We start from the raw sequence: 24,924 nt of genomic DNA on the forward strand, positions 1-24,924 counted from the left end.
TTCTGATATAATAGTTATTTATTAGTATTAAATTTTCAAGGGGTGATTTGGAGTGGTACTCATCGGAGTTGCGATTGTCATCGTCGGCTTCATCATTCGCCTAAATCCGTTGCTCGTCGTTACGGTGGCGGGACTTGTAACCGGGCTTGTCGCTCACCAATCCCTCTACAACATCATCACGCAAATCGGCACGGCTTTCGAGACAAATCGTTATATGGCGATCTTTATCGCCACGCTGCCCGTCGTTGGGCTGCTGGAGCGGCATGGCCTGCGCGAACAGGCCGAGCGCTTGATTGCGAAAATCCGTGCCGCCACGGTCGGACGCATCCTGATTCTGTACATGCTGATTCGGGAAGTCGCTGCGGCTCTTGGCATCACGTCCATTGGTGGGCCGGCCCAGACCGTCCGGCCGCTCATTGCGCCCATGGCGGAAGGAGCGGTCGAGGCGAGGTACGGGGAATTGCCGGAGGAGACTCAGCAGGAAATCCGCGCGCATTCCGCCGCGGCGGATACGATAGGTGTCTTTTTCGGCGAAGACATCTTCATCGCGGTGGGCGCCGTCCTGTTCATGAAGGGCTTCTTCGATCAATACCATATTCACTCGACGCCGATTGAGATGGGGTTGTGGGCGATTCCGACCGCGACCGCGGCGTTCATCATCCATAGCATCCGGCTCGTGCTTCTCGACAAACGACTTCAACGGCGGCTGGGGAAATCCTCGTCATCCGCGGTTGTATCCACATCCAATTCGAACTAATGGGAGGTGTCGACGCTGTTTATCTCAACGGAAGCGGTTTATATTTTCATCGGGATTATCGTGCTGTGCGGGAGTATTTACACGTTTTTTGATCGCAAGAACCCGCGCCGAATCACGTCGGGACTCTTCTATCTTTTATACGCCATTACGCTCATTTGCGCGAAGGTCATTCCGCCGTTTTACGTGGGGATCATTGTCATTGCGATTGTCATCCTGGCCGGAATGGGCCTGGTCCGTAAGGGGGAATACGGCGAGGCCACACGGGAAGAGCGCCTAGAGAACCGCAAGCGGCTCGGACCCTGGTTGTTCTTCCCAGCTCTACTCATCCCTCTGTTGACGGTGGCCGGAGTGGAGGGTGTGGGTGCCCACAAACTCGCAGGGCGGTTCATCTTCGATCAAACGAACGTCACCATGGTCTCCCTGGCGGTTGGCACCGTCATCGCGCTCATCGTCGGCTTGATCATGACCAAGAGTACCCCCACTACCTCTGTGAAGGAATCCAGGCGCCTGTTGGAGTCTATCGGATGGGCTGCGGTCTTGCCGCAGGCACTGGCGATGCTCGGGACCATCTTTAACAGTGCCGGCGTCGGGACCGCCGTGTCGCATGCCGTCGATCACATCATTCCGGGGAACTCGCTGTTCTGGGCCGTCTTTGCCTACTGCGTAGGCATGGCCATCTTCACCATCATCATGGGCAACGCGTTTGCGGCGTTTCCCGTGATGACCGCCGGCATAGCCCTTCCGCTCATCATTCAGCACTTTGGCGTTAATGTGGACCGAGTTGCCGCCATCGGGATGTTTGCGGGCTATTGTGGTACGCTGATGACACCGATGGCCGCGAACTTCAACATCGTTCCCGCGGCCTTGCTCGACTTGAAGAATAAGTACCACGTCATCAAGGTGCAGATTCCCACGGCCGTCATCCTCTTAGCCGTGAACATCGTGCTTATGTACGCCGTTGCGCGTTAGAGGGGGGATCCTGCACCTTAGCGAGACAGGGTACTCACAAATCCCCGGCGGCAGACGGATGTCCGGATGGCCGCCAGCAAGGGCGGGAGACCATCGAGATGGGAAGATTCGAGCGCTGTCGCAATCGTTCAATAAAGTAACGCTGGATGAACTTGGAAAAAACGGAGCGGGCTTAGTCGCACTTTAGCTCTCGTCGGTCATGCTGCTGATGGGAGACCGGCGCGTCGATGCGAGGTGACCGAGCCGCTCCGAGATACGACGTCCGGTTTGTACCACTACCGGGCTCAGTTCCTGTAGGCGGGCGGGGTCTAGCCGCTGTCGGGGCCCCGAAACACTGCAGGCTGCTACGACCTGACCGGCGTTGTCGAAGATGGGGGCGGCCACACAGCAAATCCCCAGTTCATGTTCCTCCACATCGATGGCATAGCCGAGCTGACGAATCCGCTCTAAGGACTCCAGCAGCGTTTGTTCATCCGTGACTGTAAACTCGGTCAACTTGGGTAAACCGTATCGGCGAATCAGTGCTTGGACTTCCTCAATTGGGAGAAAGGCTAGAATAGCCTTACCCAAACCGGTGGCGTGGACAGGCACGCGCTTGCCCACGCGTGAGTGCATACGGATGGTCTGTGGAGTTTCGACCTTCTCAATGTAGACGACCTCACCTTGGTCGAGCAGGGCGAGATGGACAACCTCATTGGCCTGTCTGGCCAATTCCTGAAGGTGCGGCAAGGCTTCGGATCGTAAGTCAATCGACGCCAACAACCGCATGCCCAGATCAAGGAGCGTATAACCGAGTTTGTATCGTCCACTTTGACCGTCCTGCTCGACAAAACCGCGCTTCATCAAGGTGCCCAACAACCTGTGTACCGTACTTTTGTACATCCCGGTGCGGCTGGACAACTCCGTAATGGCAACGCCGCGCGGGTAATCGCTGATGACTTCTAAGAGGAGAAGTGCTTTATCCACCGATTTGACTGTGTAGTCTTCCACGCAACCCACTCCGATTTGACAGGTGTTTGTCGGATACGATCTATTATACCGAACTCCCTTTACCGGTTAGCCCGTAAGGTCAAATTGTGTTCTGCAATGCAGAACCATCTTCCATAATACATAACTGTGTGTTATCCTTAGGTTCAGAATTGCGTCCTTTGTGAAGAAACAGGATAGGGAGGAATGCCTTTATGTTGGAAACCGCCTATCGTTGTCCGGCCGGGGTAACCGTTCAGGGACCTTACACGGAAGCGTTCGCAGAGATCTTAACCCCGGAGGCGCTGGCGTTTGTGGCCGGGCTGCACCGTCGCTTTGAGCGGACCCGCCGGCAGTTGTTGGCGCGCCGCGTCGACCGTCAACGCGCGATTGACGCCGGGCAGTTACCCGACTTCTTGCCGGAGACGCGTGAAATTCGGGAAAGCGATTGGACGGTCGGTTCCATCCCACAGGATCTGACCGATCGACGGGTGGAAATCACGGGACCGAGCGGTGACCGCAAGATGGTCATCAACGCCTTAAATTCGGGGGCTCGCTGTTTTATGGCCGACTTTGAAGACGCCAATTCTCCGACCTGGGAGAACACGGTGGGCGGGCAGATAAACTTGCGTGACGCGGTGCGGCGCACGATTGAGTACACCAGTCCGGAGGGAAAGCATTATGCCCTCCAGGACCAGGTGGCGACCCTCATTGTACGTCCACGCGGCTGGCATCTCGTCGAAAAACACGTGCTGGTCGACGGGGAACCAGTGGCAGGCGCCCTGTTCGACTTTGGGCTGTACTTTTTCCACAATGCGCGCGAGCTGTTGAACCGCGGCAGTGGTCCGTACTTTTATCTCCCAAAGCTCGAAAGCCACCTGGAGGCACGACTATGGAATGACGTGTTTGTCTATGCCCAGCAACAATTGGGGATCCCGGTTGGCACCATCAAGGCGACGGTTCTCATCGAAACGATTTTGGCCACGTTTGAAATGGACGAAATTCTCTACGAGCTGCGTGATCATGCGGCGGGCTTAAACTGTGGCCGCTGGGACTACATCTTCAGCTATATCAAGAAGTTTCGCAATCATCCGCAGTTCATCCTGCCCGACCGTGCGCAGGTCACGATGACCGTTCCGTTCATGCGCCATTACACCCTGCTCACCATCAAAACCTGCCACCGTCGCGGCGCGTTTGCGATTGGAGGGATGGCCGCGCAAATTCCGGTCAAGAACGATCCGGACGCCAACGCCGAGGCGTTTGCCAAAGTGCGCGCCGATAAAGAACGGGAGGCGCGAGATGGTCATGATGGCACCTGGGTCGCTCACCCCGGGTTGGTCCCCGTGGCGCTTGAGGTGTTCAACACGCATATGCCCGAGGCCAACCAGCTGTACCGCAAGCGCGAGGACGTGCAGGTGACCGCCGCGGACCTGATTGAAGTCCCGCAAGGGACCATCACCGAGATGGGACTTCGGACCAACATTAGTGTCGGTGTTCAATACATGGAGGCTTGGCTGCGCGGGGCTGGAGCTGTGCCGATTTTCAATTTGATGGAGGATGCGGCCACAGCAGAGATTTCTCGGGCACAGGTCTGGCAGTGGATTCGCCATCCGAAAGGTGTGCTCGTAGACGGACGCAAGGTCACGGTCGAGATGTTTCGGCAGATGTTGGCCGAGGAGCTGGAGAAGATTCGGCAACAGGTGGGGAATGACCGGTATCAATCCGGTCGCTATGAGGAGGCCGCTCAGTTATTCGAGGAGTTGACCCTCGCGGAAGACTTTGTAGACTTTCTGACCCTCCCGGGGTATGAACGCCTGGTCGGGTGACGGTCTTTGAACCAAAAGCGGCGCGCCTCGGCGCGTCGCTGCCCGGTATAGACAGGAAGGAGGTTGCAGCACACGTTCTACTCCACGTTATACTAAAAGGTAGGTATGATTCGATTTCTTGCAATCTATCGGCTATGAATCATTCGGCTATCGAGAACGGGGGATGAACGGATGAAGATTGCGAATGTACATAAAGATGGCCGGTGGCAGTTGGCCATCGCGGATGGCGAGCGATTGGCCCCTGTGTTTGAGCTTGCGGAGGCTGCAGGGGAACCGGTGAATTCGCTTCCGCAAACGGTCGATGACTACCTGGCCCACCCTGATCTGCAGGCGCGCCTGCAGCAGCTCTGTCGGGAGGCTCTGCATACGACCCGCTGGCAGGGCATTCATACAGAGGAGGCTGTCTTCGGACCCTGCGTCCTGCGGCCGCAGAAGGTCATTTGCATCGGTCTCAATTACCGCAAGCATGCGGCGGAGACAGGCGCACCAGTACCAGAGAATCCGGTTGTCTTCAGCAAATTTAATAACGCGCTGGCCGGCCACCGCGAATCGATCCCGTTGCCGTCAAGCTCCACGCAAGTTGACTATGAAGCTGAGTTGGCGATTGTGATTGGCAAGCGGGTCAGTCACGTTGAGCCAGACCGTGCCTTGGATGTTGTAGCTGGCTACAGTGTGGCCAATGACGTCTCAGCGCGGGATTTGCAGATGCGCACCCCGCAATGGTTGCTCGGAAAGACGTGCGATAAGTTTGCTCCCCTAGGACCCTATCTGGTCACTGCGGACGAAGTTCCAAATCCGAACGACTTGCCCATTCGCACCTACGTCAATGGTGAAATTCGGCAGGATTCGAACACCAGTGACATGATTTTCTCCTGTGCGGAGCTTGTCTCCTATTTGTCACAGCACATGACGCTGGTTCCTGGCGATGTCATCCTGACCGGCACCCCGGAAGGCGTGATTTTGGGCATGGCTCCCGAAGCGCAGCGCTGGCTCCAAGACGGCGATGAAGTCAGCGTGGAAATTGCGGGATTGGGGCGTCTGACCAATCGCTTTGTGCAGGTTTCTTGAAGAGAGTGTCTGTCCGTTTCCGGACATGCACGTAAGTGAATGGGGCCTTTCGCATATGGGGGAGAATAGCAGCGAGTAACTGCCGGAGTCCGTCACACCGGCAGTCAAGGAGGTCTGTTTCATGCAGGAGAAACCGCGTTTAAGGCAGCATCGCCCCTCTCCCCCAGACCCGATGCTGCCGCGTTCAGAGGAAACGCCGGAGACGGAGGCGTCGAGTGTCGAGCGCATGTCCAACGAGGGCGGGGTGGCCACAGAGATCCCGCATGACACGCAGGAGTATCGTGTCGTGGACGGACAAATTGAATCTGAGTGAGGTGGAATGCGACAAGATTCGGTATGATGGAGTGGCAGGGTTGGTTTCGAATCAGGGCTCTGCAGGGATTCGGGGCCGAGAAAGGAGACAACTTGCCACGTGAAGTACAACTTTGATCAAACCATCAACCGTGCAGGTACGGACTGCTCAAAGTGGGACGGTTTAGAGGAGCGTTTCGGGACCACGGACGCTTTGCCGATGTGGGTGGCCGACATGGATTTTCGGTCCCCGGAACCGGTGCTCGCTGCGCTGCGTCAGCGGATTGACCACGGTGTATTTGGTTACCCCTTGGTGACGGAAAGGTACCTGGAAGCGGCGGCAGATTGGTATCACCGTCGTCAGGGCTGGCAGGTGCAGGCCGAGTGGCTGGCGCATGCCCCGGGGGTCGTGCCGGCCATCAGCATCTTGATTGAGGCCTTGACCGAGCCCGGTGACGGGGTTCTGGTGCAGCCCCCGGTCTACTATCCGTTCATGCGCGTCATTCGGGAAACTGGGCGTAGGATTGTTGAAAATCCCCTTGTTCTCCAGAATGGCAAGTATGTGATGGACTTTGACGATCTCGATCAAAAGTTGGCGCATGACCACGTGAAACTGGTGATCTTGTGCAGCCCGCATAACCCGGTGGGCCGCGTGTGGGAGAAAGACGAGCTCTTGCGGTTTGCGGAGGTCTGCGCGCGCCGAGACGTACGCATCATCGCGGATGAAATCCATGGCGACTTGATTTTGCCTGGGCACAAGCATACGCCGTTGGCTTCGTTAAGCCCGTCCATTTCGGAACGTACAGTGACTTGCGTTGCACCGAGTAAGACGTTCAATCTGGCCGGACTGCAAACAGCGCTCGTGATTGCCGAAAATCCACAGCTGCGGCAGGCGTACGTCGCCACACAGCGGCGCCGCTCTCAGGCGGGGGCGAATGTCCTTGGTCTGGTGGCCGCGGAGGCCGCGTATCGACATGGTGACGATTGGTTGGACGAGCTGCTTGCCTATCTGGAAGGGAATGTGAATCTGCTGGTCAAGGCGGTTGCAGAGGACATGCCCGGTGTATCCGTCATCCGCCCGCAGGGGACGTACCTGGTGTGGATGGATTTTCGCGAATTGGGTCTTTCGACGCAGGAACTGGATAAGTTTTGCCTTACAGAGGCCCGCATTGCGTTCGATGAAGGACACATCTTTGGCACGGGTGGAGCGGGATTTATGCGCATGAACATCGGTTGTCCACGAAGTCTGGTTGAAGAAGCCGTTACACGCCTACGGAGGGCTCTTGCGCAGGCGGGGCGGAACAAGCACTTGCATCCCTGAGATTGGTTTCTGCCTGTTGTGCAAAACTTTCTCCCCCTGTTCTGGATCTCCGCTTTCTCCAAACAACTTTCTCGATAACCGCGTCATTTCGTCTCGTGCGGCGGTCGGTGGACCGCCGTATTTTGTCGACGTTCCCCGACATTTTTGGATGCGTTCAAAAAAAGTTCATATTTCCTCGAAGAAGCATGTGTGGCACGATAGTAAGCGTTTACGGACAGGAGACCGATAGCGCTTACAGTTATAATGGGGAAAGTTGTGACTATTGACACTCGTCTTCTTGCCCGTCTACAATGTCCTTCAAACTTCGATTTTCGCCTCATCGTTCTCACTTTTTTCACTAGCTGAATTTGGCTTACAGAAAATAGTAGGACGATTCGAACGGATCCCAGTAGTGGGGCCCGTGCGGCTTTGTTGATTTCTTCTTCGGGAGTGTGAAGGAACATGGGGCAAACCATCTTTCTCAACGGCGACTATGTCGACCAGAGTGAAGCCAAGGTCTCTGTCTACGACCATGGACTGTTGTATGGGGATGGAATCTTCGAGGGCATTCGCGTATACGGCGGCAATGTGTTTCGGCTTCGCGAACACCTGGTCCGTCTGTATGAGTCGGCACAGTCGGTTTTACTGCAAATTCCGTACAGCCTCGACGAAATGGAAGGGATTGTTGTTGAGACTGTACGCCGGAATGCCTTGGACGATGCCTATATCCGGTTGGTCGTAACGCGTGGTGTCGGAGACCTGGGCCTTGACCCATGGAAGTGCCATGCCGCAGAAGTCTTTGTCATCGCCGAGGAATTGGCCATGTTCCCGAAGGAGCTGTACGAGAAGGGAATTGATGTTGTGTCGGTGCCAACCCGGCGCAACCGTGGCGATATTCTCAGCCCCAAGGTCAAATCGCTCAACTACCTCAACAATATCCTCATAAAGATTGACGCCCGTGTGGCTGGCGCCAAAGAGGCGCTGGTACTGAACACCGAGGGCTACGTGGTGGAAGGCTCTGGCGAAAATGTGTTCATCGTGAAAAACGGTGTCTTTTATACCCCTCCTACGTATTTGGGTGCCCTTGCCGGGATCACACGTCAAGCGGTGATAGAGATTGCGGAAGAGCTGGGCTACATGGTGAAAGAAGAGGCGTTCAACCGTCACGATGTCTATGTCGCGGATGAGGTGTTCTTGACCGGTACGGCGGCGGAAATTGTGCCTGTGGTCAAAGTGGATGGACGGGTCATCGGCAACGGGCAGCCGGGATTGTGTACGAAGCAGATTCACAAGGCGTTCCGTAGCCGTGTCTTGGTGGACGGCGTGCAGGTGTATCCAGACCGCGTCGCTTCGATTACACCCGGAGCCTAATGCGCGAGCCGAATCGGATGTTTAGGTCTTACGTGCTCGTGCCATCGCACAACCTCAAAGTTCAAAGGGGGTGCTTCAGTGCGCAGCGACATGATTAAAAAAGGCGTGGACAGGGCGCCTCACCGCAGTCTTCTCTACGCGACCGGAGTAAAACCCACCGATTTGCCAAAACCATTCATCGGGGTTTGCAACTCGTACGTCGATATCGTTCCAGGCCATGTGCACCTAAAGCAAATGGGTGAAGTGGTCAAAGCGGCGATTCGGGAAGCGGGCGGTATTCCGTTCGAGTTTAACACCATTGGTGTGGACGACGGGATTGCCATGGGCCACATTGGGATGCGTTATTCTCTCCCCAGCCGAGAGCTGATTGCCGATTCTGCGGAGACGATGATCAACGCGCACTGGTTCGACGGTGTGTTCTACATTCCAAACTGTGACAAAATCACGCCCGGGATGCTAATGGCGGCCGTGCGGACGAATGTCCCGTGCGTGTTCGTCTCCGGGGGTCCGATGGAGGCTGGACGCTCGCGGAGTGGGCAGCCCCTCTCCTTAATGTCCGTATTTGAAGGGGTAGGGGGTTACCAGTCGGGGCGCATTAGCGAGGAGGACCTGCTCGATTTAGAGCAGAACGCGTGTCCAACGTGCGGATCGTGTTCGGGTATGTTCACGGCCAATTCGATGAACACCATCATGGAGATGTTGGGTATTGCCCTCCCCGGGAACGGCACCATCGTCGCCACCTCAAAAGAACGCGAGGAACTCATTTACGAAGCGGCTCGTCACCTGATGCGGCTGGTTCAAGAAGATGTTCGGCCGCGCGACATCATCACGCCCGAGGCCATTGATGACGCGTTTGCGCTGGATATGGCGATGGGTGGATCGACCAACACGGTGCTGCACCTGATGGCCATCGCCCATGAGGCCGGGATTGACTACGACCTGAATCGCATTAACGAGATTGCCAAGCGCGTTCCATATATCGCAAAGATCAGTCCTGCTTCCGAGTACAGTATCCAAGACGTTCACCGGGCCGGGGGTGTATCGGCCATCATCAAAGAGTTGATTGAGGCGGGAGCGATTCATCCGGAACGCATTACGATTACGGGCAAGACGATTCGGGAGAACGTCCAGGATGCGAAGATTCTCGACGAACGAGTTATTCGCCCCCGTACCAATCCCTACAGCCCGGTTGGCGGCTTATCGATGTTGTTTGGCAACCTCGCTCCCGATGGTGGTGTTATCAAAGTGGGGGCGGTTCAGGACGGCATCACGGAGTTTGAAGGGGAAGCCATCGTTTATGAGTCGCAGGAAGAGGCTCAGCAGGGCATCAACAGTGGAGAAGTGCGCGAAGGGCACGTGGTTGTGATTCGCTACGAAGGGCCCAAAGGCGGACCTGGGATGCCGGAGATGCTGGCCCCGACGTCTTCGATTGTGGGCCGGGGGCTTGGCACCAAGGTGGCCCTGATTACGGACGGGCGTTTCTCAGGGGCGACGCGCGGAATTTGCGTCGGGCACATCTCCCCAGAGGCGGCCGAAGGCGGGCCTATCGCCTTGATTCAAAACGGGGACCGCATCCGCATCGATATGAAGGCGCGAACGATTGATGTCTTGTTGGACGAGGCGGAGCTCGCGGCGCGTAAGGCGCGATGGACCCCGCCGGAACCCAAACAGAGGAGCGGATACTTGCGCCGCTATTCACAGTTGGTAACCTCCGCCAACACGGGGGCTGTCCTGCGGGGCTAACGATAGAAAATGGAGGGAGAGAAATCATGAGCACGGGAGCGGAAGCTGCAGCGCCAAAACCGTCCACGGAGCAGATCGAAGGCTCGACGCGCGTCGAAGACCGGATGAAGGCACCAAAATCGGTGCTGGAATTGACCGGTGCGGAGATGTTGGTGGAGGCGCTGCGCCAGGAAGGTGTCGAAGTTTTATTCGGCTATCCCGGAGGCGCGGTGCTGACCGTTTATGATGCCCTGTACGAGTGCGGAATTCAGCACATTTTGACGCGCCACGAACAAGGGGCCATTCATGCGGCCGAAGGGTACGCCCGTGTCACTGGACGTCCCGGTGTCGTCATTGCCACTTCTGGACCGGGTGCGACCAATTTGGTGACCGGTCTGGCCGACGCGATGATGGATTCCTTGCCCTTGGTGGTATTCACCGGTCAGGTGGCGACCAATGTGATTGGTACGGATGCCTTCCAGGAGGCTTCAGTCCTTGGCATCACCATGCCGGTGACCAAGCACAGCTACCAGGTACGGGATGTAGCGGAGCTACCACAGGTCATCAAAGAGGCTTTCCACATCGCCACGACCGGCCGTCCTGGCCCCGTGTTGATTGACTTGCCCAAAGACATCTCAAACGCCAAAGGGGTGTTTCGCTACGATGACCCGGTTTGTCTGCCGGGTTATCAGCCCACCGTAGAGCCGAACCGGCTGCAGCTGCGTAAGTTGGCGGCGGCCATCAGGGCGGCAAAACGGCCGGTCATTTTGGCTGGGGCAGGGGTCCTGCACGCCCGCGCGCACGACCTGTTGCGGCGGTTTGCCGAACAAACGCAGATCCCGGTGGTCAATACCTTGCTCGGACTCGGCAGTTTTCCGGGGACACACCCACTGTTCCTTGGTATGGGCGGTATGCATGGGACGTTTGCCGCCAATCACGCCATGTACGAGGCCGACTTGTTAATGAACTTTGGGGCCCGGTTTGACGACCGATTGACGGGAAATCTATCACATTTTGCTCAGCGGGCGAAGGTGGCTCACGTCGATATCGATCCGGCCGAGATCGGCAAGAATGTGCCTACGGATATCCCAGTGGTCGGCGATGCTGGCCGCGCGTTGGAGGTTTTGCTGCAGGAGTGTCCACAACCGGGCTCCTATCAGGATTGGGTCAATCGCCTATTGGAACTCAAGCAGTCCTACCCGCTATGGTACGAACGTGAAGAGGATCAACTGAAACCGCAATGGGTCGTTGAGGAGATCCACCGCCTGACAAACGGAGACGCGATTGTGGTGACGGATGTTGGCCAGCACCAAATGTGGGCGGCCCAGTTTTATCCGTTCGCCAAACCGCATCGGTTTGTGACTTCCGGTGGACTTGGCACGATGGGCTTCGGGTTGCCGGCCGCGATAGGGGCCCAGTTGGGGGCGCCAGACACGGTGGTCGCGGCAGTGCTCGGTGACGGCGGCTTTCAGATGACGGTACAGGAACTGGCGCTATTGGCTGAGTACAAGCTCCCGGTAAAGGTCATCATCCTCAACAACTTGGCTCTTGGCATGGTGCGGCAGTGGCAGGAATTGTTCTATCAAGGCCGTTATTCGCATTCCTTGCTTCCCTTTCAGCCGGACTATCTCAAGCTGGCGGAAGCGTATGCCATTCCAGGGTATCGCGTGGCGGACGAAGCGTCTTGCACCGCGGTGCTAGAGCAGGTTCTTACCGCTCCCGGACCTGCACTGATTGAGTGCCGGGTGGCGCCGGACGAAAACGTCTATCCGATGGTCGCGCCAGGAAAAGGGCTGCACGAGATGATAGGGGTGAAACCATGAACGCCCGCATTTTGAACGTATTGGTGAATAACCGGACCGGTGTCTTAAATCGCATTACCGGTTTGTTCCTAAAGCGTGGCTTTAACATTCAGAGCCTCACGGTTAGCCCCAGCGAGTTGGAGGGCCAGTCGCGGATGACGATTGTGTTGGCAACCGGAGACGAGCGGGTCGTTGAACAGGTCATCAAACAGCTGTCCAAACAGATTGATGTCCTGAAGGTGCAGGACATCACGGACCAACCGATTGTTGCCCGCGAATTGGTTTTGATTCGAGTGCACAGCCCGATTCCAAGCCGTTCGGAAGTTGCCAGCTTGATTGAACCTTTCCGCGCTTCCATTATCGACGTGGGCCGGGATTCGGTGACGATTGAAGCGACCGGTAAGCCAGAGAAGATTGACGCTTTGATTGCCTTGCTGCGTCCGTATGGCATCAAGGAGCTTGCCCGCACTGGTCTTACCAGCATGACGCGCGACAGTGAAACCGTTCAGGAAATTGCTCGTCTGTCGAAGAGCAACGCACTCTGGGTCTAATCGCTTTGAGTGGGTGTCCGGAGACTTCATACAGGAAAGGATGTTGGAGCAAATGGTGAAGGTTTACTACGACAAAGATATCGAGTTGAACGCCCTGACGAATAAAACCGTGGCGATTATTGGATACGGCTCACAGGGGCATGCCCATGCTCAGAATCTGCGAGATAACGGCGTGGATGTGATTGTCGGTCTGCGCGCGGGGCGTTCCTGGCGGCAGGCGGAGGAAGACGGGTTTACTGTCTACTCGGTGGCTGAGGCGGCACAAAAGGCGGATGTCATCATGATTCTTCTCCCCGATGAACGTCAGCCGCAAGTGTATCGGAATGAAATCGAGCCTCATCTCACTCCGGGCAAGTCTTTGGCGTTCGCTCATGGCTTCAACATCCATTTCAGCCAGATAGTCCCGCCTGCCGGAGTCGGCGTATTCATGGTCGCACCCAAAGGCCCGGGGCATCTCGTCCGCAGGGTGTTTGTTGAGGGCGGCGGCGTTCCGGCGCTGTTTGCGGTTGGCCAGGAGGTTGCCGGCGGCGGTGTCCGCGAACTGGCGTTAGCTTATGCCAAGGGCATTGGCGCGGGACGTGCGGCGGTTCTGGAAACCACCTTCGCCGAGGAGACGGAAACGGACCTGTTCGGGGAACAGGCGGTGCTTTGCGGCGGTTTGTCGGCGCTCATCAAGGCCGGTTTTGAAACACTGACGGAGGCTGGATACCAGCCAGAGATTGCCTACTTTGAGTGTCTGCATGAGATGAAATTGATTGTCGATCTGCTGTACGAAGGCGGTCTGGAATACATGCGGTATTCGATATCGGACACCGCTCAGTGGGGAGACTTCACCGCCGGTCCCCGGATTGTCACGGAGGAAACCAAGGCCGAGATGCGGCGCCTGTTGAAGGAAATTCAAAACGGCACATTCGCCAAGGGCTGGATCTTGGAGAACCAGGTGGGTCGGCCCCAGTTCAATGCTATCAACCGGCGCGAACAGGAGCATCCGGTGGAGGTGGTCGGTCGTCGACTCCGCGAGATGATGCCGTTTATCCGCCGGCAAACGACAGGGGTACCGATGTCGAAAGCAGAGGTGGCGGCGGATGCGGAACATTGAGGTTTTTGACACCACGCTGCGTGACGGGGAGCAATCCGCGGGTGTCAACCTGCACCCGCATGAGAAGCTGGAAATTGCCCTGCAACTGGAAAAGTACGGTGTCGACATCATCGAGGCTGGCTTTCCCGCCGCTTCCCAGGGTGACCTGGAAGCGGTCCGTCAGATCGCCAAAGCGGTGAAGAATTGTTCTGTCACCGGTTTGGCGCGAGCCAACCAGAAAGATATTGACGCCGCCTGGGAGGCCCTTCGGGAAGGGAGTCAGCCGCGGCTGCACATCTTCATTGCTACCTCGCCTATTCATATGCAGTATAAACTGCGGATGAAACCCGAGGAGGTCGTGGAGGCGTCCGTAGCCAGTGTTCGATACGCGGCCAAGCGGTTTCCACTGATTGAGTGGTCGGCCGAGGATGCGACCCGCAGCGATTGGGATTTCCTGGTGCACATCATCCAACAGGTGATTGAGGCGGGGGCGACCGTCATCAACCTACCGGACACGGTGGGGTATACCACCCCAGCGGAATATGGACGCCTGTTTCGCTACATTCGCGAGCACGTTCCGAACTTGGACGGAGTCAAGCTGTCGGCGCATTGTCACGATGACCTTGGCTTGGCTGTGGCCAATACCTTATCCGCCATTGAGGCGGGGGTCGACCAGATTGAGGGCACCATCAACGGGATTGGCGAGCGAGCCGGCAACACCTCGATCGAGGAGGTGGCGGTGGCGCTGGCCATCCGCAAGAGCGTGTACGATGCCACGACCCGGCTCGACCTGCGTCAGACGGTGCGCACCAGCCGCTTGGTGAGCAAGCTCACTGGCATGTCGGTTCCGGCCAACAAGGCAGTGGTTGGCGCGAACGCGTTCGCGCATGAATCGGGGATTCACCAGGACGGAGTGCTGAAAAACACGTTGACCTACGAGATCATCCGCCCGGAAATGGTCGGTCTGTCCTCCAATTCGCTGGTGCTCGGCAAGCACTCGGGTCGCCACGCTTTCCGGGAACGGTGCAAAGAGTTAGGGCTCGAACTGGACGAGGAGCGTTTCAACGAGCTGTTTGTCGCCTTTAAGGCGCTTACGGACAAAAAGAAACAGGTAACGGATGACGACATTTTGGCGCTTGCCCTGGATGCCCAGGCGGAGCCAACCGGACCACGGTTTGAACTGGAATTCTTGCAAGTCTCGTACGGATCGGCCTTGACGACCACGACGATGGGTCTGCGGCAGCCGGACGGCACGGTGGTCTGTGAGGCAGCCACCGGCAACGGCAGCGTCGAAGCAATTTTTAATACCATTGAACGCATTGTCGCGAGCCCAATCACCCTGCTCGACTATCGCATCCAGTCCACCACCGGAGGCCAGGACTCGCTGGCTGAGGTCTATGTGCGCGTGGCCTGCGAGGACCGGGTGACAAGCGGCCGTGGCATCGATAACGACGTACTGGCGGCATCGGCCAAGTCGTTCCTGGATGCCATCAATCGACTGCAGGTGCCAGGACGGGACAAGGTGGTGGAGGTCGGATGACGAAACGGATTGCAGTACTGCCTGGCGATGGCATCGGGCCGGAAGTGACAGCGGCGGCCGTGCGGTTGCTGCATGCCGTGGCGGCGTGGACCGGTGAACGCTTTGAGTTTTCATACGGTTTGATTGGCGGTGCAGCGATTGATGAGACCGGCCACCCATTACCGCAGGAAACGGTGGAGCTGTGTCAAGGCAGTGACGCTGTACTGCTTGGAGCCGTGGGTGGACCGAAGTGGGATAAGGGCGCGGGCCACTTGCGGCCAGAGGCTGGTCTGCTCGGGATTCGCAAGGCGCTCGGGGTCTACGCGAATCTGCGACCGATTACGGTTTTCCCGAGTCTGGTCGGGTCTTCTCCCTTGCGCCCTGAGGTGGTGCAAGGTGCCGATTTTGTGATTGTCCGCGAGCTTACCGGAGGTCTGTATTTCGGCGAGCCGAGGGAGCGCCGTCAGACCGAGAACGGCCTGCTGGTGGTCGACACGTTGGTCTATACTGAGGTAGAGATTGAGCGGATTTTGCGGCTCGCGTTTGAACTGGCGGCCAAGCGCAAAGGCAAGTTGACCTCGGTGGATAAGGCAAATGTGTTGGAATCGAGCCGAGTCTGGCGGGAGACGGCCGAACGGTTGGCGTCCGAGTATCCGACTGTCGAAGTAAACCACCTATTGGTAGACAATGCGGCCATGCAGCTGGTACAAAATCCGCGCCAGTTTGACGTGCTGGTCACCGAGAACCTATTTGGCGACATTCTCAGCGACGAGGGCGCGATGATTAGTGGATCCATTGGGTTATTGCCATCCGCCAGCCTGAGCAGCGGCGGACCCGGCCTGTATGAACCGGTGCACGGTTCGGCTCCGGATATTGCGGGCCAGAACAAGGCCAACCCGTTGGCCAGTTTTCTGTCCGTGGCCTTGATGCTGCGTCATTCACTCGGGATGGAGAAAGTGGCGGAGGCCGTCGAGCAGGCGGTTCAGGACGTGCTGGAAGCTGGTTGGCGCACAGCGGACTTGTGGGCGGGCGCCGGGGTCAAGGCACATGCGGAGCCGCTGGGAACCGGCGAAATGACGGATAAGGTACTCGAGGCCTTGCAGAATCGATTGGAAGGGCAAAGGAGGGGGACGGTTCATGTCCACGGCGCAGCCGAAGACGCTGTTCGATAAAATCTGGGAATCACATGTCGTTGTCGAGGATGGGAGTCAAAGCCTCATCTACATTGACTTGCACCTGGTCCACGAGGTGACGTCGCCGCAGGCGTTTGAAGCGCTGCGTCTGGCTGGCCGTCGCGTTCGGCGCCCGGACCTGACGTTTGCGACCATGGACCATAACGTACCGACAGATAACCCGCTGGATGTGCGCGATCCGATTGCGGCGAAGCAAATTGAGACGTTGGCAAACAACTGCCGCGAGTTCGGAATCCCACTTGCCGATCTCAAGAGTCGTGACCAGGGCATCGTGCACGTTATCGGTCCCGAGTTGGGTCTCACACAGCCTGGCAAGACCATCGTCTGTGGGGACAGCCATACCTCGACCCATGGCGCGTTTGGCGCGTTGGCGTTTGGCATCGGGACGAGTGAGGTGGAACACGTCCTCGCGACGCAGTGCCTGTGGCAGGTACGGCCAAAAACGTTGAACGTTCGCCTGAACGGTCGGCTGCCGGCGGGAATCACTGCGAAAGATGTGATTCTGGCGGTTATCGGTCGTTATGGGGTGGACTTTGGAACGGGGTATGTCATCGAGTTTTCCGGTGAAGCGGTGCGCAGCCTGAGCATGGAAGGCCGGATGACCATGTGCAACATGGCGATTGAAGCCGGTGCCCGGGCCGGATTGGTGGCCCCGGATGAGGTGACCTTCGCTTACCTGCGGGGTCGCCCACACGTGCCGCAGGGAAGCGATTTTGACCGGGCGGTCGAAGCCTGGCGGGAGCTGTGCACGGATGAGGGGGCCGTCTTTGACAAGGTCATCGAGCTTGACGTCTCGGAATTGGAACCACAGGTGACCTGGGGCACCAATCCCGGCATGTGTCTGGGCATCAATGACCCGATTCCGAATCCGGCCAGCTTTGCGTCTCCGGTGGCTCGGAAGGCGGCGGAGCAAGCGTTGGCTTACATGGGACTCACGCCGGGAACACGGCTGACGGAGGTGCCCATCCAGCACGTATTTATTGGGTCTTGTACCAACGCGCGGATTGAGGACCTGCGCCTGGCGGCAGAGGTCGCCAAAGGCCGGAAGGTGGCTCCCGGTGTGCGGGCGTTGGTCGTGCCGGGCTCCAAACGGGTCAAGGAGCAGGCCGAGGCCGAAGGGTTGCATGAGGTGTTCCGGGCTGCCGGGTTCGAATGGCGCGAGCCGGGGTGCAGCATGTGTTTGGCGATGAACCCGGATTTCGTCCCGGCGGGCGAACGGTGCGCTTCCACCTCCAACCGGAACTTTGAAGGACGTCAAGGCAAAGGGGCGCGCACACACCTCGTGAGTCCGGCGATGGCGGCAGCCGCCGCGATTGCGGGTCATTTTGTGGATGTGCGGGAATTTCTCGACGGGTCCCCGTCCCCGATTAACACAGGAGGTGCTAGCCATGGAGCCGCTCGTCCGGCATGAAGGGAAGGCGGCGTTCCTCGACCGCGTGAACGTCGATACCGACCAGATCATTCCCAAACAGTTTCTGAAACGCATTGAACGGAGCGGGTTCGGGAAATTCCTGTTTTACGATTGGCGATATCTGGATGATGGCTCGCCAAACCCGGAATTCGCGCTGAACCAGCCGTATTACGAAGGAGCCAGCATTCTGGTGGCGCGCGATAACTTCGGCTGCGGATCCTCCCGCGAACACGCGGCTTGGGCACTGGCCGACTATGGCATTCGCGTGATCTTGGCGCCGTCGTTCGCTGATATTTTCTATAACAACTGCTTTAAGAACGGGCTCTTGCCAGTAGTTCTGTCGAGCGAGGCGATTCAACACCTGTTTGCAGTGGGCGCGGGGCACTCTTATCACCTGACGGTCGACCTTGAGAATCAGCGGGTGGAGCTGCCGGATGGAAGCCAGTACCTGTTTGAAATCGATCCGCAGCGTAAGCACAAGCTGCTGCATGGTCTCGACGATGTCGGGCTGACTCTACAGCATGAAGGCGCGATTGCGGCCTATGAGGCCCGACGCAAGGTGGCGGTCGGGAGATGAACGTACAGATTGGACTGCTCGGCTGTGGAACGGTCGGATCGGGCGTAGTGCAGTTGCTGCAGCGGCGCGTGGATAAGATTCAGGCAATGACCGGGATGCGTCCGGTGCTCAAACACATTTTGGTCCGGGATCCCGCAAAACCGCGCGGTGTGAACCTGGATGGCATCCATATAACGACATGTCCCGAAGACATCCTGTCCGATCCGGACGTTCGCATTGTGGTCGAGACGATTGGCGGCATAGACGATGCGAAACGGATGTTGTTGGCCGCGATTGCGGCTGGAAAGCACGTGGTCACCGCCAATAAGGACTTGATTGCCAGCCATGGACCGGAGATCTGGGAAGCGGCGACCAAGGCGGGCGTGGATGTGTACTACGAGGCGGCGGTGGGGGGGGCCATCCCCCTCATCCGTCCGTTAAAGGAGTCCCTGAGCGCCAACGACATCACCGACTTGAAAGGGATTCTCAACGGCACGACGAACTATATTCTGACACGCATGACCGAAACGCGTGCGGACTATGCCGACGCCCTGCGGGAAGCGCAGGAGCTAGGTTATGCCGAGGCCGATCCGTCCAGCGACGTCGACGGCTTCGACGCGGCACGCAAGCTGGCCATTCTGGCCTCGATTGCGTTTCATGCCCGGGTACGTCTGGAAGACGTGGAGGTCGAAGGGATTCGCTCCGTTTCGGCGCGGGATGTACAGTATGCCGAAGAGCTGGGGGCGGTGATTAAGCTGTTGGCGACGGGTACCGACCGAGGTGGCCACCTGGCGCTGCGGGTACGGCCGACGTTGGTACCAAAAGAGCACCCGCTGGCTAGCGTATCGGATTCGTATAACGCCCTGTTCGTGCGGGGCGACGCGTCCGGCGATTTGATGTTTTTTGGCCGTGGCGCGGGTTCGCTGCCGACCGCAAGCGCTGTGGTGGGTGACCTAATCGATGTCCTGCGGAACCTGCGCCTGGGTGTGGTGCAGTCGGCGCCCCAGTATTGCCTGCCGAACAAGCGGATCGATGCCAACTCCCTTGAGCCGCAGCGCCACTATTTGCGTCTCTTGGTGGAGGATCAGCCCGGGGTGTTTGCCCGCATCGCCAGTGTCTTTGGTGACGTCGGTGTGAGTATGGAATCGGTGCTGCAAAAGCGGGTCGAGAAACGGTCTGCGGAGATTGTCATTGTCACGCACCGGACCATGCCGCAGCGCCTGCGCAAGGTGCTGGATGCGCTGGGCACGGAGGTTTCCGTCCGCGAAGTGTGCAGCGTGATGCCGGTTGAACCGAGCGATGATGAGGCGAGGGCCGAAGACAAAGTCGGTCTAGCGGGGGATGCCGAGGTGCTGTCTGCCGCCGAGGCCTGAGGCACGCTTCGTGGTTGACTCATATCTGTGTCCGGACCATATTTAATTTAATTAGGATAGTTCTCGGGAAAACGTGGTCGATATAGGGGGAGGGGCTTCTTCATGACGAACGATTCCATGCAGCACAGGGGGTGGCCTGGGATTCTCTCGGCCTACCGGTCGTGGTTACCCGTTGCGGAGACGACGCCTCTGCTCAGCCTGTGCGAAGGGAACACACCTTTGATTCCGTCGCCTCTCCTCAGCGAACGTACAGGGTGCCATGTCTATCTGAAATTCGAAGGAGCAAATCCAACCGGATCGTTCAAGGATCGCGGCATGGTACTGGCGGTGGCCAAGGCGGTCGAGGAGGGCAGTCAGGCGGTCATCTGCGCCTCGACCGGGAACACGTCAGCCTCTGCGGCGGCGTATGCGGCGCGTGCCGGTCTGCGCGCCGTGGTCTTGATTCCGGAGGGCAAGGTCGCTCTTGGCAAACTCGCGCAGGCAGCGATTTACGGCGCGGAAGTGGTGTCCATTCGCGGGAATTTTGACAAGGCGCTGCAGCTTGTCCGCGAATTGGCGTCGAAACTGCCCGTGACGGTGGTCAATTCCATCAATCCGTACCGTCTCGAGGGACAGCAGACCGCCGCGTTTGAGGTGTGCGATACACTCGGCCGGGCGCCTGATAGGCTTTGTATTCCGGTGGGCAACGCTGGAAACATCAGTGCGTACTGGAAAGGGTTTCGGGCTTACCAGCAGGGTGGCGTCATCGACCGAGCGCCCAAGATGCATGGTTTTGAGGCTGAGGGCGCGGCGGCTTTGGTGGTCGGACACCCGATTGAAAACCCGGAGACGTTCGCCACTGCCATTCGCATCGGCAACCCGGCGTCGGCCACGCTCGCTTTAAATGCGGCGCGTGAATCCGGCGGCGCGATTAACGCGGTCAGCGATGATGAGATTCGTGCGGCGTACAAGCTCATTGCCCGTGAGGGTGTATTCGCCGAGCCAGCTTCTGCTGCTTCGGTGGCCGGATTGCTGCAGTTGGCCCGTACAGGCCAGCTCCATCCGGACGAAACCGTCGTGTGTGTGTTGACCGGCAACGGTCTGAAGGACCCGGATACCGCCACCCAACTCGGCTCACGGTCTACACAAGTGGTAGATGCTGAACTGACGGCTGTGCAAAAGGTTTTGGAGAAACGGTTGTGAAAGATAGGGTGGCGGATGTGGAAGCTGTGAGGACAACACAAAATCACTGCGGAGACCAGCTGCGGTTGCGCGTACGCGTGCCCGCTACCTCTGCGAACTTAGGGCCTGGTTTTGACTGCATGGGCCTGGCGTTGGCCCTGTTCAATGAAATGGAGGTTGAGACGGGCCACCCATTCTCGGTCGAAATTGACGGAGAGGCTGCGAACCAGCTTCCGGTTTCCCGGGACAATGCCATCGTCAGGGCCATGGACTTCCTCTTTGCCAAGGTGGGGGCGGGGAGGGTCCCGCGGGAGTGGCGGTTACGGGCCTACAACCAAATTCCCATTGCTTCGGGGCTCGGGTCCAGCGCGAGCGCCATTGTTGGGGGCTTGTTGTTGGCGAACGAGCTCGTCGCGTGCTTTGAGCCCGATTTGGTGTTGGACGACGCTGGGTTGCTCGCTTTGGCCAGTGAGCTGGAAGGGCACCCGGACAATGTCGCGCCGGCTCTGTTTGGCGGGGGTTGCCTGTGCGCCGGGGCAGGACAGGGGCCGGCGTATCTCCCGCTTCCGATTCCGGAGCAGCTCGTGTTTGCGGTCGGCGTGCCGAACTTCCCGTTGCCCACCGAAAAGGCGCGCAAGGCGTTGCCAAACCAGGTGCAGATGGCGGATGCGGTCTACAACGTGACACAGGCGTCGCGCTTGATGCTGGCCTTGTCCAGCGGTCAGCTCGACCTTCTCCGCGTGGGCTTTGGGGATAGGCTCCATGAGCCGTATCGACGCAGGCTGATTCCGGGTTTCGACGACGTCCGGCGAGCGGCACTGCGGCAAGGCGCGAAGGCGTTGACGCTCAGCGGGGCCGGGCCGTCCCTTTTGGCCTGGTGCGATGACGAACAGACTGCGCTTCGGGTGGCGGATGAAATCACACTGGCATGGCGTGAGTACAATGTCGAGTGTGTGTCGATGGTGTTGCGGCCCTGGTTGGACAAGCCGCAGGTGGAGCGTCTGGCGCCGCGGAGATAGCCCGCGGCGCCCTGGCGACAGCGGTCCTGGCGACCCACAAAGGTCAGCGCAGGTTGCCTTCTGGGGACCGTTCCAGGTGTCTCTCTCGCCACAGGAGATAGAGGAAATAGCCAGCATAGTAGGAGAACAAGATGAAGATGGCCACCAACGTTAAAGGGTCGCTGGTATAACTGGCCGCTTGCAGATGAGCGGCGTTGCCCGTACCCGTCGAGGTAACCACAGGGGCCCCTTTACTCCCCTCATACAGTTCAACCATGCGGTAGGCTAGCCTGCCGAAGAAGATCAGCAATACGATGGCGCTGACCCATCCGCTTGGCCGATAGTGCCAGACCCCCTGTTTCTGTTGAAACTGGGTTGTGCTTGCGGCCACACCTGCCAGCCCGAGACCGACCAGCACGCCCACCAACATGAACCAACGATCCGCCCGCGTCGGCATTGGTGTAAACGCAAGGAGAACCAGGAGTACCGTGAATAGAACAAAGCGGACACGCATCCGGCGTGCTTGCAGCGGTTGAAACCCCACGGTGCGGCGCACGCGGCGATACAACCCCCAACCAATCAAGGCGACGATAACCACAATTGACAACCCATGTGTACCCACGCCATTTCCCCTTTCCGACTCGAATCCGTTTCCATACGGGTCTTCTCATACTTTTACCCTTATAACACATTTTTCACCCTCGTTGGAGATATGACGGCGGATTTTCGGGGCGTTGTGATAGGATATCCGTGAAGGGTGGGGCTCCCGGGGTCTTCCCACAACCAACTAGGTTGAAACGGTACTTCGGAATGAGGGCAGAACTTCGGACACGGATTTGAAGTCACCGCGACGACGGGAGGGTGAGGTGTGCAGAAATCAGGCGAGCAGAAATCGGACGAGTCGAAATACGTGCAGCAGCATCTGGCCAACGAGCGCACCTTTCTCGCGTGGATTCGGACCATCATCGCCATCCTTGGCATTGGTTTTGTCACGACGAGTCTGCACTTTGAGCTTGCGCGCGACGTGCATTCTTTGGCGGACACACTCATCCGCGGGATAGGACTCTTTACCATCCTCGTAGCTCTCTGTTCTTCCGTCTACGCCTGTTGGAGTTATCTCACCAAACGGCAGGGGATTAACACGGATGGATTTCATTCCGCCTTTCGCTTCCCCATTTTTTTGAGTGCTTGTCTCATTCTCCTCCTGCTCGCGATGGTGGTCTATCTGCTGACCGTCTATTGAATCCGGGGTTGTGGTCGAATCAGACAACGACGCCGGCGTGGTCGTGAAAAATACGGTACAATGGGAGGGGCCGAGGAGGGAGACCATGGTTCCACGCAAAGTCCGGCACTTCAATCGCTATCGGTCCATTGCGCAAATCTTGGTGAAAAACGGGTTTGCTTGGTTTGTTGCGCGCATAGGACTCAATGATGTGCTGCGACTGCCGCGTAAGTGGTTTCTCGGCGGCGACGATGCGCTGACTCCACGCCCGAATATGCCGCGCCAGGTGCGCGAAATGCTGGAGGAACTCGGCCCGGCGTTCATCAAGGTCGGTCAGGTGGCCAGCCTGCGGCGTGACTTGTTGCCGGAAGACCTCATCGTGGAGCTGGAAAAATTACAAGACCAGGTGCCTCCGTTTTCATTTGACGAGGTCCGAGCCATCGTCGAGGATGAACTTTCCGCGCCTCTGGAAGATGTATTCGCCCTGTTCGATCCGGCCCCCCTCGCGGCCGCCTCTCTCGGGCAGGTCCATCGGGCGGTATTGCGCACGGGCGAGGTGGTGGCTGTCAAGGTTCAGCGTCCCGGCGTTGGGCAACAGGTGCGGATTGATCTAGAGATTTTGGCCGATCTCGCTTGGCGGGCGGAGCGTCACCTAAGTGTGGCCAGGCACTATCGGATCACGGATATGGTGCAAGAACTGTCGCGGACGGTGGAAAAGGAACTCGACTACCGGACCGAGGCCCGCAATTGCGAACGAATCGCCCGAGACAGCCGTGCGAATCGGGAAATCTACATCCCCAAGGTTTACTGGTCGTATACCACATCCCGTGTCCTCGTCATGGAGTTCGTGCAGGGCACGAAACTGAGCGACGTGGACACGCTCCGGGAACAGGGATTTAACCTGGGGGAGTTGGCGGCCCGGGCGTCACGGGCCGTGTTTGAGCAGTTGCTTATCCACGGCTTCTTTCACGCCGATCCGCACCCTGGCAACTTGGCTGCTCTGCCGGACGGCCGAATCTTGTTTCTCGACTTCGGAATGGTGGGCCGGCTGTCCCCCGAGATGCGCGTTCACCTGACTTCACTGGTGATTGCCCTGATGCGCCGGAACACGGACGCGATTGTGCGGGCGCTTACGCGCATGGGGGTTATCCCGGCCGATGTCGACATGCGCAAGGTCCGCCGCGACATCGACGAATTACGTGAGAAATACTACGATGTTCCGCTCTCTGAGGTCTCGCTCGGCGACTCGGTAAAAGACATCTTTACGGTCGCGTACAAACATAAGATCGAGATCCCCCCGGACCTTACGCTGGTGGGGAAGACTCTGTTGACGATTGAAGGGGTCGTCGAGAACCTCGATCCAGGGTTTCGCATCATGGACATTGCGGAACCGTTTGGACGCCGGCTTTTGCTCGAACGGGTGAGTCCAGCGAGGGCTGCGGAGCGTCTGTTCCGAGGGGTTGAGCTTTTGTCGGATACGGCGCTGCAGCTGCCGCGCCTTTTGCAAGACGTGTTGCAGCAGGCGCGACGTGGACCCCTCGAGTTTAACCTGAAGCTACCCGAACTCGAGCAAACGTTGCGCAAGCTGGACCGTATCGGGAATCGCCTGTCCTTCAGCCTAATCCTGTTGTCTTTCAGTATTCTGATGGCGGGCTGGATGGTTGCCTCCTCATTGACCAACCCGAAGCTTCCCCTGATGGGCGTACCCGCGACGGATGTCGGCCTCATTCTCATCTTCGCCATGCTGGCGTGGCTGATTTGGGCGATTTTTCGATCCGGCCGGTTTTAGC

The 24,924-nt window shown here is 58.2% G+C and carries 22 protein-coding genes; 20 read left to right on the plus strand and 2 right to left on the minus strand.

All coding sequences use genetic code 11. The features are described 5' to 3' along the window. Window positions 1–52: 52 nt before the first annotated feature. Together H522_RS0100095 and H522_RS0100100 are read left to right on the plus strand one after the other, a co-directional pair. Window positions 53–757 (plus strand): DUF969 domain-containing protein, encoded by a 705-nt coding sequence (locus tag H522_RS0100095; RefSeq protein WP_026960750.1) that lies wholly within the window; start codon window positions 53–55, stop codon window positions 755–757. A 15-nt stretch (window positions 758–772) separates the two neighbouring features. Continuing rightward, window positions 773–1,726 (plus strand): DUF979 domain-containing protein, encoded by a 954-nt coding sequence (locus H522_RS0100100; protein ID WP_026960751.1) that lies wholly within the window; start codon window positions 773–775, stop codon window positions 1,724–1,726. 183 nt (window positions 1,727–1,909) lie between these two features. Here H522_RS0100100 and H522_RS0100105 read toward each other — a convergent pair whose 3' ends face one another. Further along, window positions 1,910–2,716: an IclR family transcriptional regulator gene (locus tag H522_RS0100105; protein WP_026960752.1), complete on the minus strand. Its 807-nt coding sequence runs from the start codon at window positions 2,714–2,716 to the stop codon at window positions 1,910–1,912. A 191-nt stretch (window positions 2,717–2,907) separates the two neighbouring features. Between H522_RS0100105 and aceB the strand changes: the two genes are divergently transcribed. The 16 genes from aceB to thrB all read left to right on the plus strand — a co-directional run bounded on the left by aceB (window position 2,908) and on the right by thrB (window position 21,933). After that, entirely contained in the window at window positions 2,908–4,518 is a 1,611-nt protein-coding gene (gene aceB / locus H522_RS0100110; RefSeq protein WP_026960753.1) for a malate synthase A, read from the plus strand. A gap of 171 nt (window positions 4,519–4,689) precedes the next feature. Beyond that, window positions 4,690–5,586, plus strand: coding sequence for a fumarylacetoacetate hydrolase family protein (locus tag H522_RS0100115; RefSeq protein WP_026960754.1), 897 nt, complete (start codon window positions 4,690–4,692; stop codon window positions 5,584–5,586). A 121-nt stretch (window positions 5,587–5,707) separates the two neighbouring features. Next, complete coding sequence (locus H522_RS0100120; RefSeq protein ID WP_026960755.1) at window positions 5,708–5,899, plus strand: hypothetical protein; 192 nt, start codon at window positions 5,708–5,710, stop codon at window positions 5,897–5,899. Window positions 5,900–5,998: 99 nt separating this feature from the next. Continuing rightward, window positions 5,999–7,198 (plus strand): MalY/PatB family protein, encoded by a 1,200-nt coding sequence (locus H522_RS16550; RefSeq protein ID WP_035451933.1) that lies wholly within the window; start codon window positions 5,999–6,001, stop codon window positions 7,196–7,198. 441 nt (window positions 7,199–7,639) lie between these two features. After that, entirely contained in the window at window positions 7,640–8,548 is a 909-nt protein-coding gene (gene ilvE / locus H522_RS0100130; protein ID WP_026960756.1) for a branched-chain-amino-acid transaminase, read from the plus strand. A 78-nt stretch (window positions 8,549–8,626) separates the two neighbouring features. Further along, a complete protein-coding gene (ilvD, locus tag H522_RS0100135; RefSeq protein ID WP_026960757.1) occupies window positions 8,627–10,291 on the plus strand; it encodes a dihydroxy-acid dehydratase in 1,665 nt (554 codons plus the stop codon). Window positions 10,292–10,395: 104 nt separating this feature from the next. Further along, entirely contained in the window at window positions 10,396–12,093 is a 1,698-nt protein-coding gene (gene ilvB / locus H522_RS0100140) for an acetolactate synthase large subunit (protein ID WP_026960758.1), read from the plus strand. Next, window positions 12,090–12,623 (plus strand): acetolactate synthase small subunit, encoded by a 534-nt coding sequence (ilvN, locus tag H522_RS0100145; RefSeq protein ID WP_026960759.1) that lies wholly within the window; start codon window positions 12,090–12,092, stop codon window positions 12,621–12,623. Before ilvB ends, ilvN begins: the two co-directional genes overlap by 4 nt. Before the next feature lie 52 nt (window positions 12,624–12,675). After that, window positions 12,676–13,722, plus strand: coding sequence for a ketol-acid reductoisomerase (gene ilvC / locus H522_RS0100150; RefSeq protein WP_026960760.1), 1,047 nt, complete (start codon window positions 12,676–12,678; stop codon window positions 13,720–13,722). Beyond that, window positions 13,709–15,241 carry a 2-isopropylmalate synthase gene (locus H522_RS0100155; RefSeq protein WP_026960761.1) on the plus strand — a complete coding sequence of 511 codons (1,533 nt, stop codon included), beginning with the start codon at window positions 13,709–13,711 and terminating at the stop codon, window positions 15,239–15,241. Before ilvC ends, H522_RS0100155 begins: the two co-directional genes overlap by 14 nt. Beyond that, window positions 15,238–16,392: a 3-isopropylmalate dehydrogenase gene (leuB, locus tag H522_RS0100160; RefSeq protein ID WP_026960762.1), complete on the plus strand. Its 1,155-nt coding sequence runs from the start codon at window positions 15,238–15,240 to the stop codon at window positions 16,390–16,392. Before H522_RS0100155 ends, leuB begins: the two co-directional genes overlap by 4 nt. Beyond that, complete coding sequence (gene leuC, locus H522_RS16555; protein WP_051343531.1) at window positions 16,358–17,824, plus strand: 3-isopropylmalate dehydratase large subunit; 1,467 nt, start codon at window positions 16,358–16,360, stop codon at window positions 17,822–17,824. The genes leuB and leuC overlap by 35 nt, the downstream gene beginning before the upstream one ends. After that, window positions 17,802–18,401 carry a 3-isopropylmalate dehydratase small subunit gene (gene leuD, locus H522_RS0100170; RefSeq protein WP_026960763.1) on the plus strand — a complete coding sequence of 200 codons (600 nt, stop codon included), beginning with the start codon at window positions 17,802–17,804 and terminating at the stop codon, window positions 18,399–18,401. The genes leuC and leuD overlap by 23 nt, the downstream gene beginning before the upstream one ends. Beyond that, window positions 18,398–19,753 (plus strand): homoserine dehydrogenase, encoded by a 1,356-nt coding sequence (locus H522_RS16560; RefSeq protein WP_081411723.1) that lies wholly within the window; start codon window positions 18,398–18,400, stop codon window positions 19,751–19,753. The genes leuD and H522_RS16560 overlap by 4 nt, the downstream gene beginning before the upstream one ends. A 102-nt stretch (window positions 19,754–19,855) precedes the next feature. Beyond that, window positions 19,856–20,935: a threonine synthase gene (thrC, locus tag H522_RS0100180; protein ID WP_245577954.1), complete on the plus strand. Its 1,080-nt coding sequence runs from the start codon at window positions 19,856–19,858 to the stop codon at window positions 20,933–20,935. After that, window positions 20,932–21,933, plus strand: a complete 1,002-nt coding sequence (gene thrB, locus H522_RS0100185; RefSeq protein ID WP_245577955.1) for a homoserine kinase — start codon at window positions 20,932–20,934, stop codon at window positions 21,931–21,933. The genes thrC and thrB overlap by 4 nt, the downstream gene beginning before the upstream one ends. Before the next feature lie 43 nt (window positions 21,934–21,976). On the opposite strand, the gene H522_RS20820 is transcribed toward thrB, so the two are convergent. Next, window positions 21,977–22,534 carry a CcdC protein domain-containing protein gene (locus H522_RS20820; protein ID WP_026960766.1) on the minus strand — a complete coding sequence of 186 codons (558 nt, stop codon included), beginning with the start codon at window positions 22,532–22,534 and terminating at the stop codon, window positions 21,977–21,979. A 246-nt stretch (window positions 22,535–22,780) separates the two neighbouring features. On the opposite strand from H522_RS20820, the gene H522_RS0100195 reads away from it, so the two are divergent. After that, entirely contained in the window at window positions 22,781–23,155 is a 375-nt protein-coding gene (locus H522_RS0100195; protein ID WP_026960767.1) for a YidH family protein, read from the plus strand. An 85-nt stretch (window positions 23,156–23,240) separates the two neighbouring features. Continuing rightward, window positions 23,241–24,923: an ABC1 kinase family protein gene (locus H522_RS0100200; RefSeq protein WP_026960768.1), complete on the plus strand. Its 1,683-nt coding sequence runs from the start codon at window positions 23,241–23,243 to the stop codon at window positions 24,921–24,923. Window position 24,924 lies beyond the last annotated feature (1 nt).

Source organism: Alicyclobacillus herbarius DSM 13609 (assembly GCF_000430585.1).
Lineage (GTDB): Bacteria > Bacillota > Bacilli > Alicyclobacillales > Alicyclobacillaceae > Alicyclobacillus_G > Alicyclobacillus_G herbarius.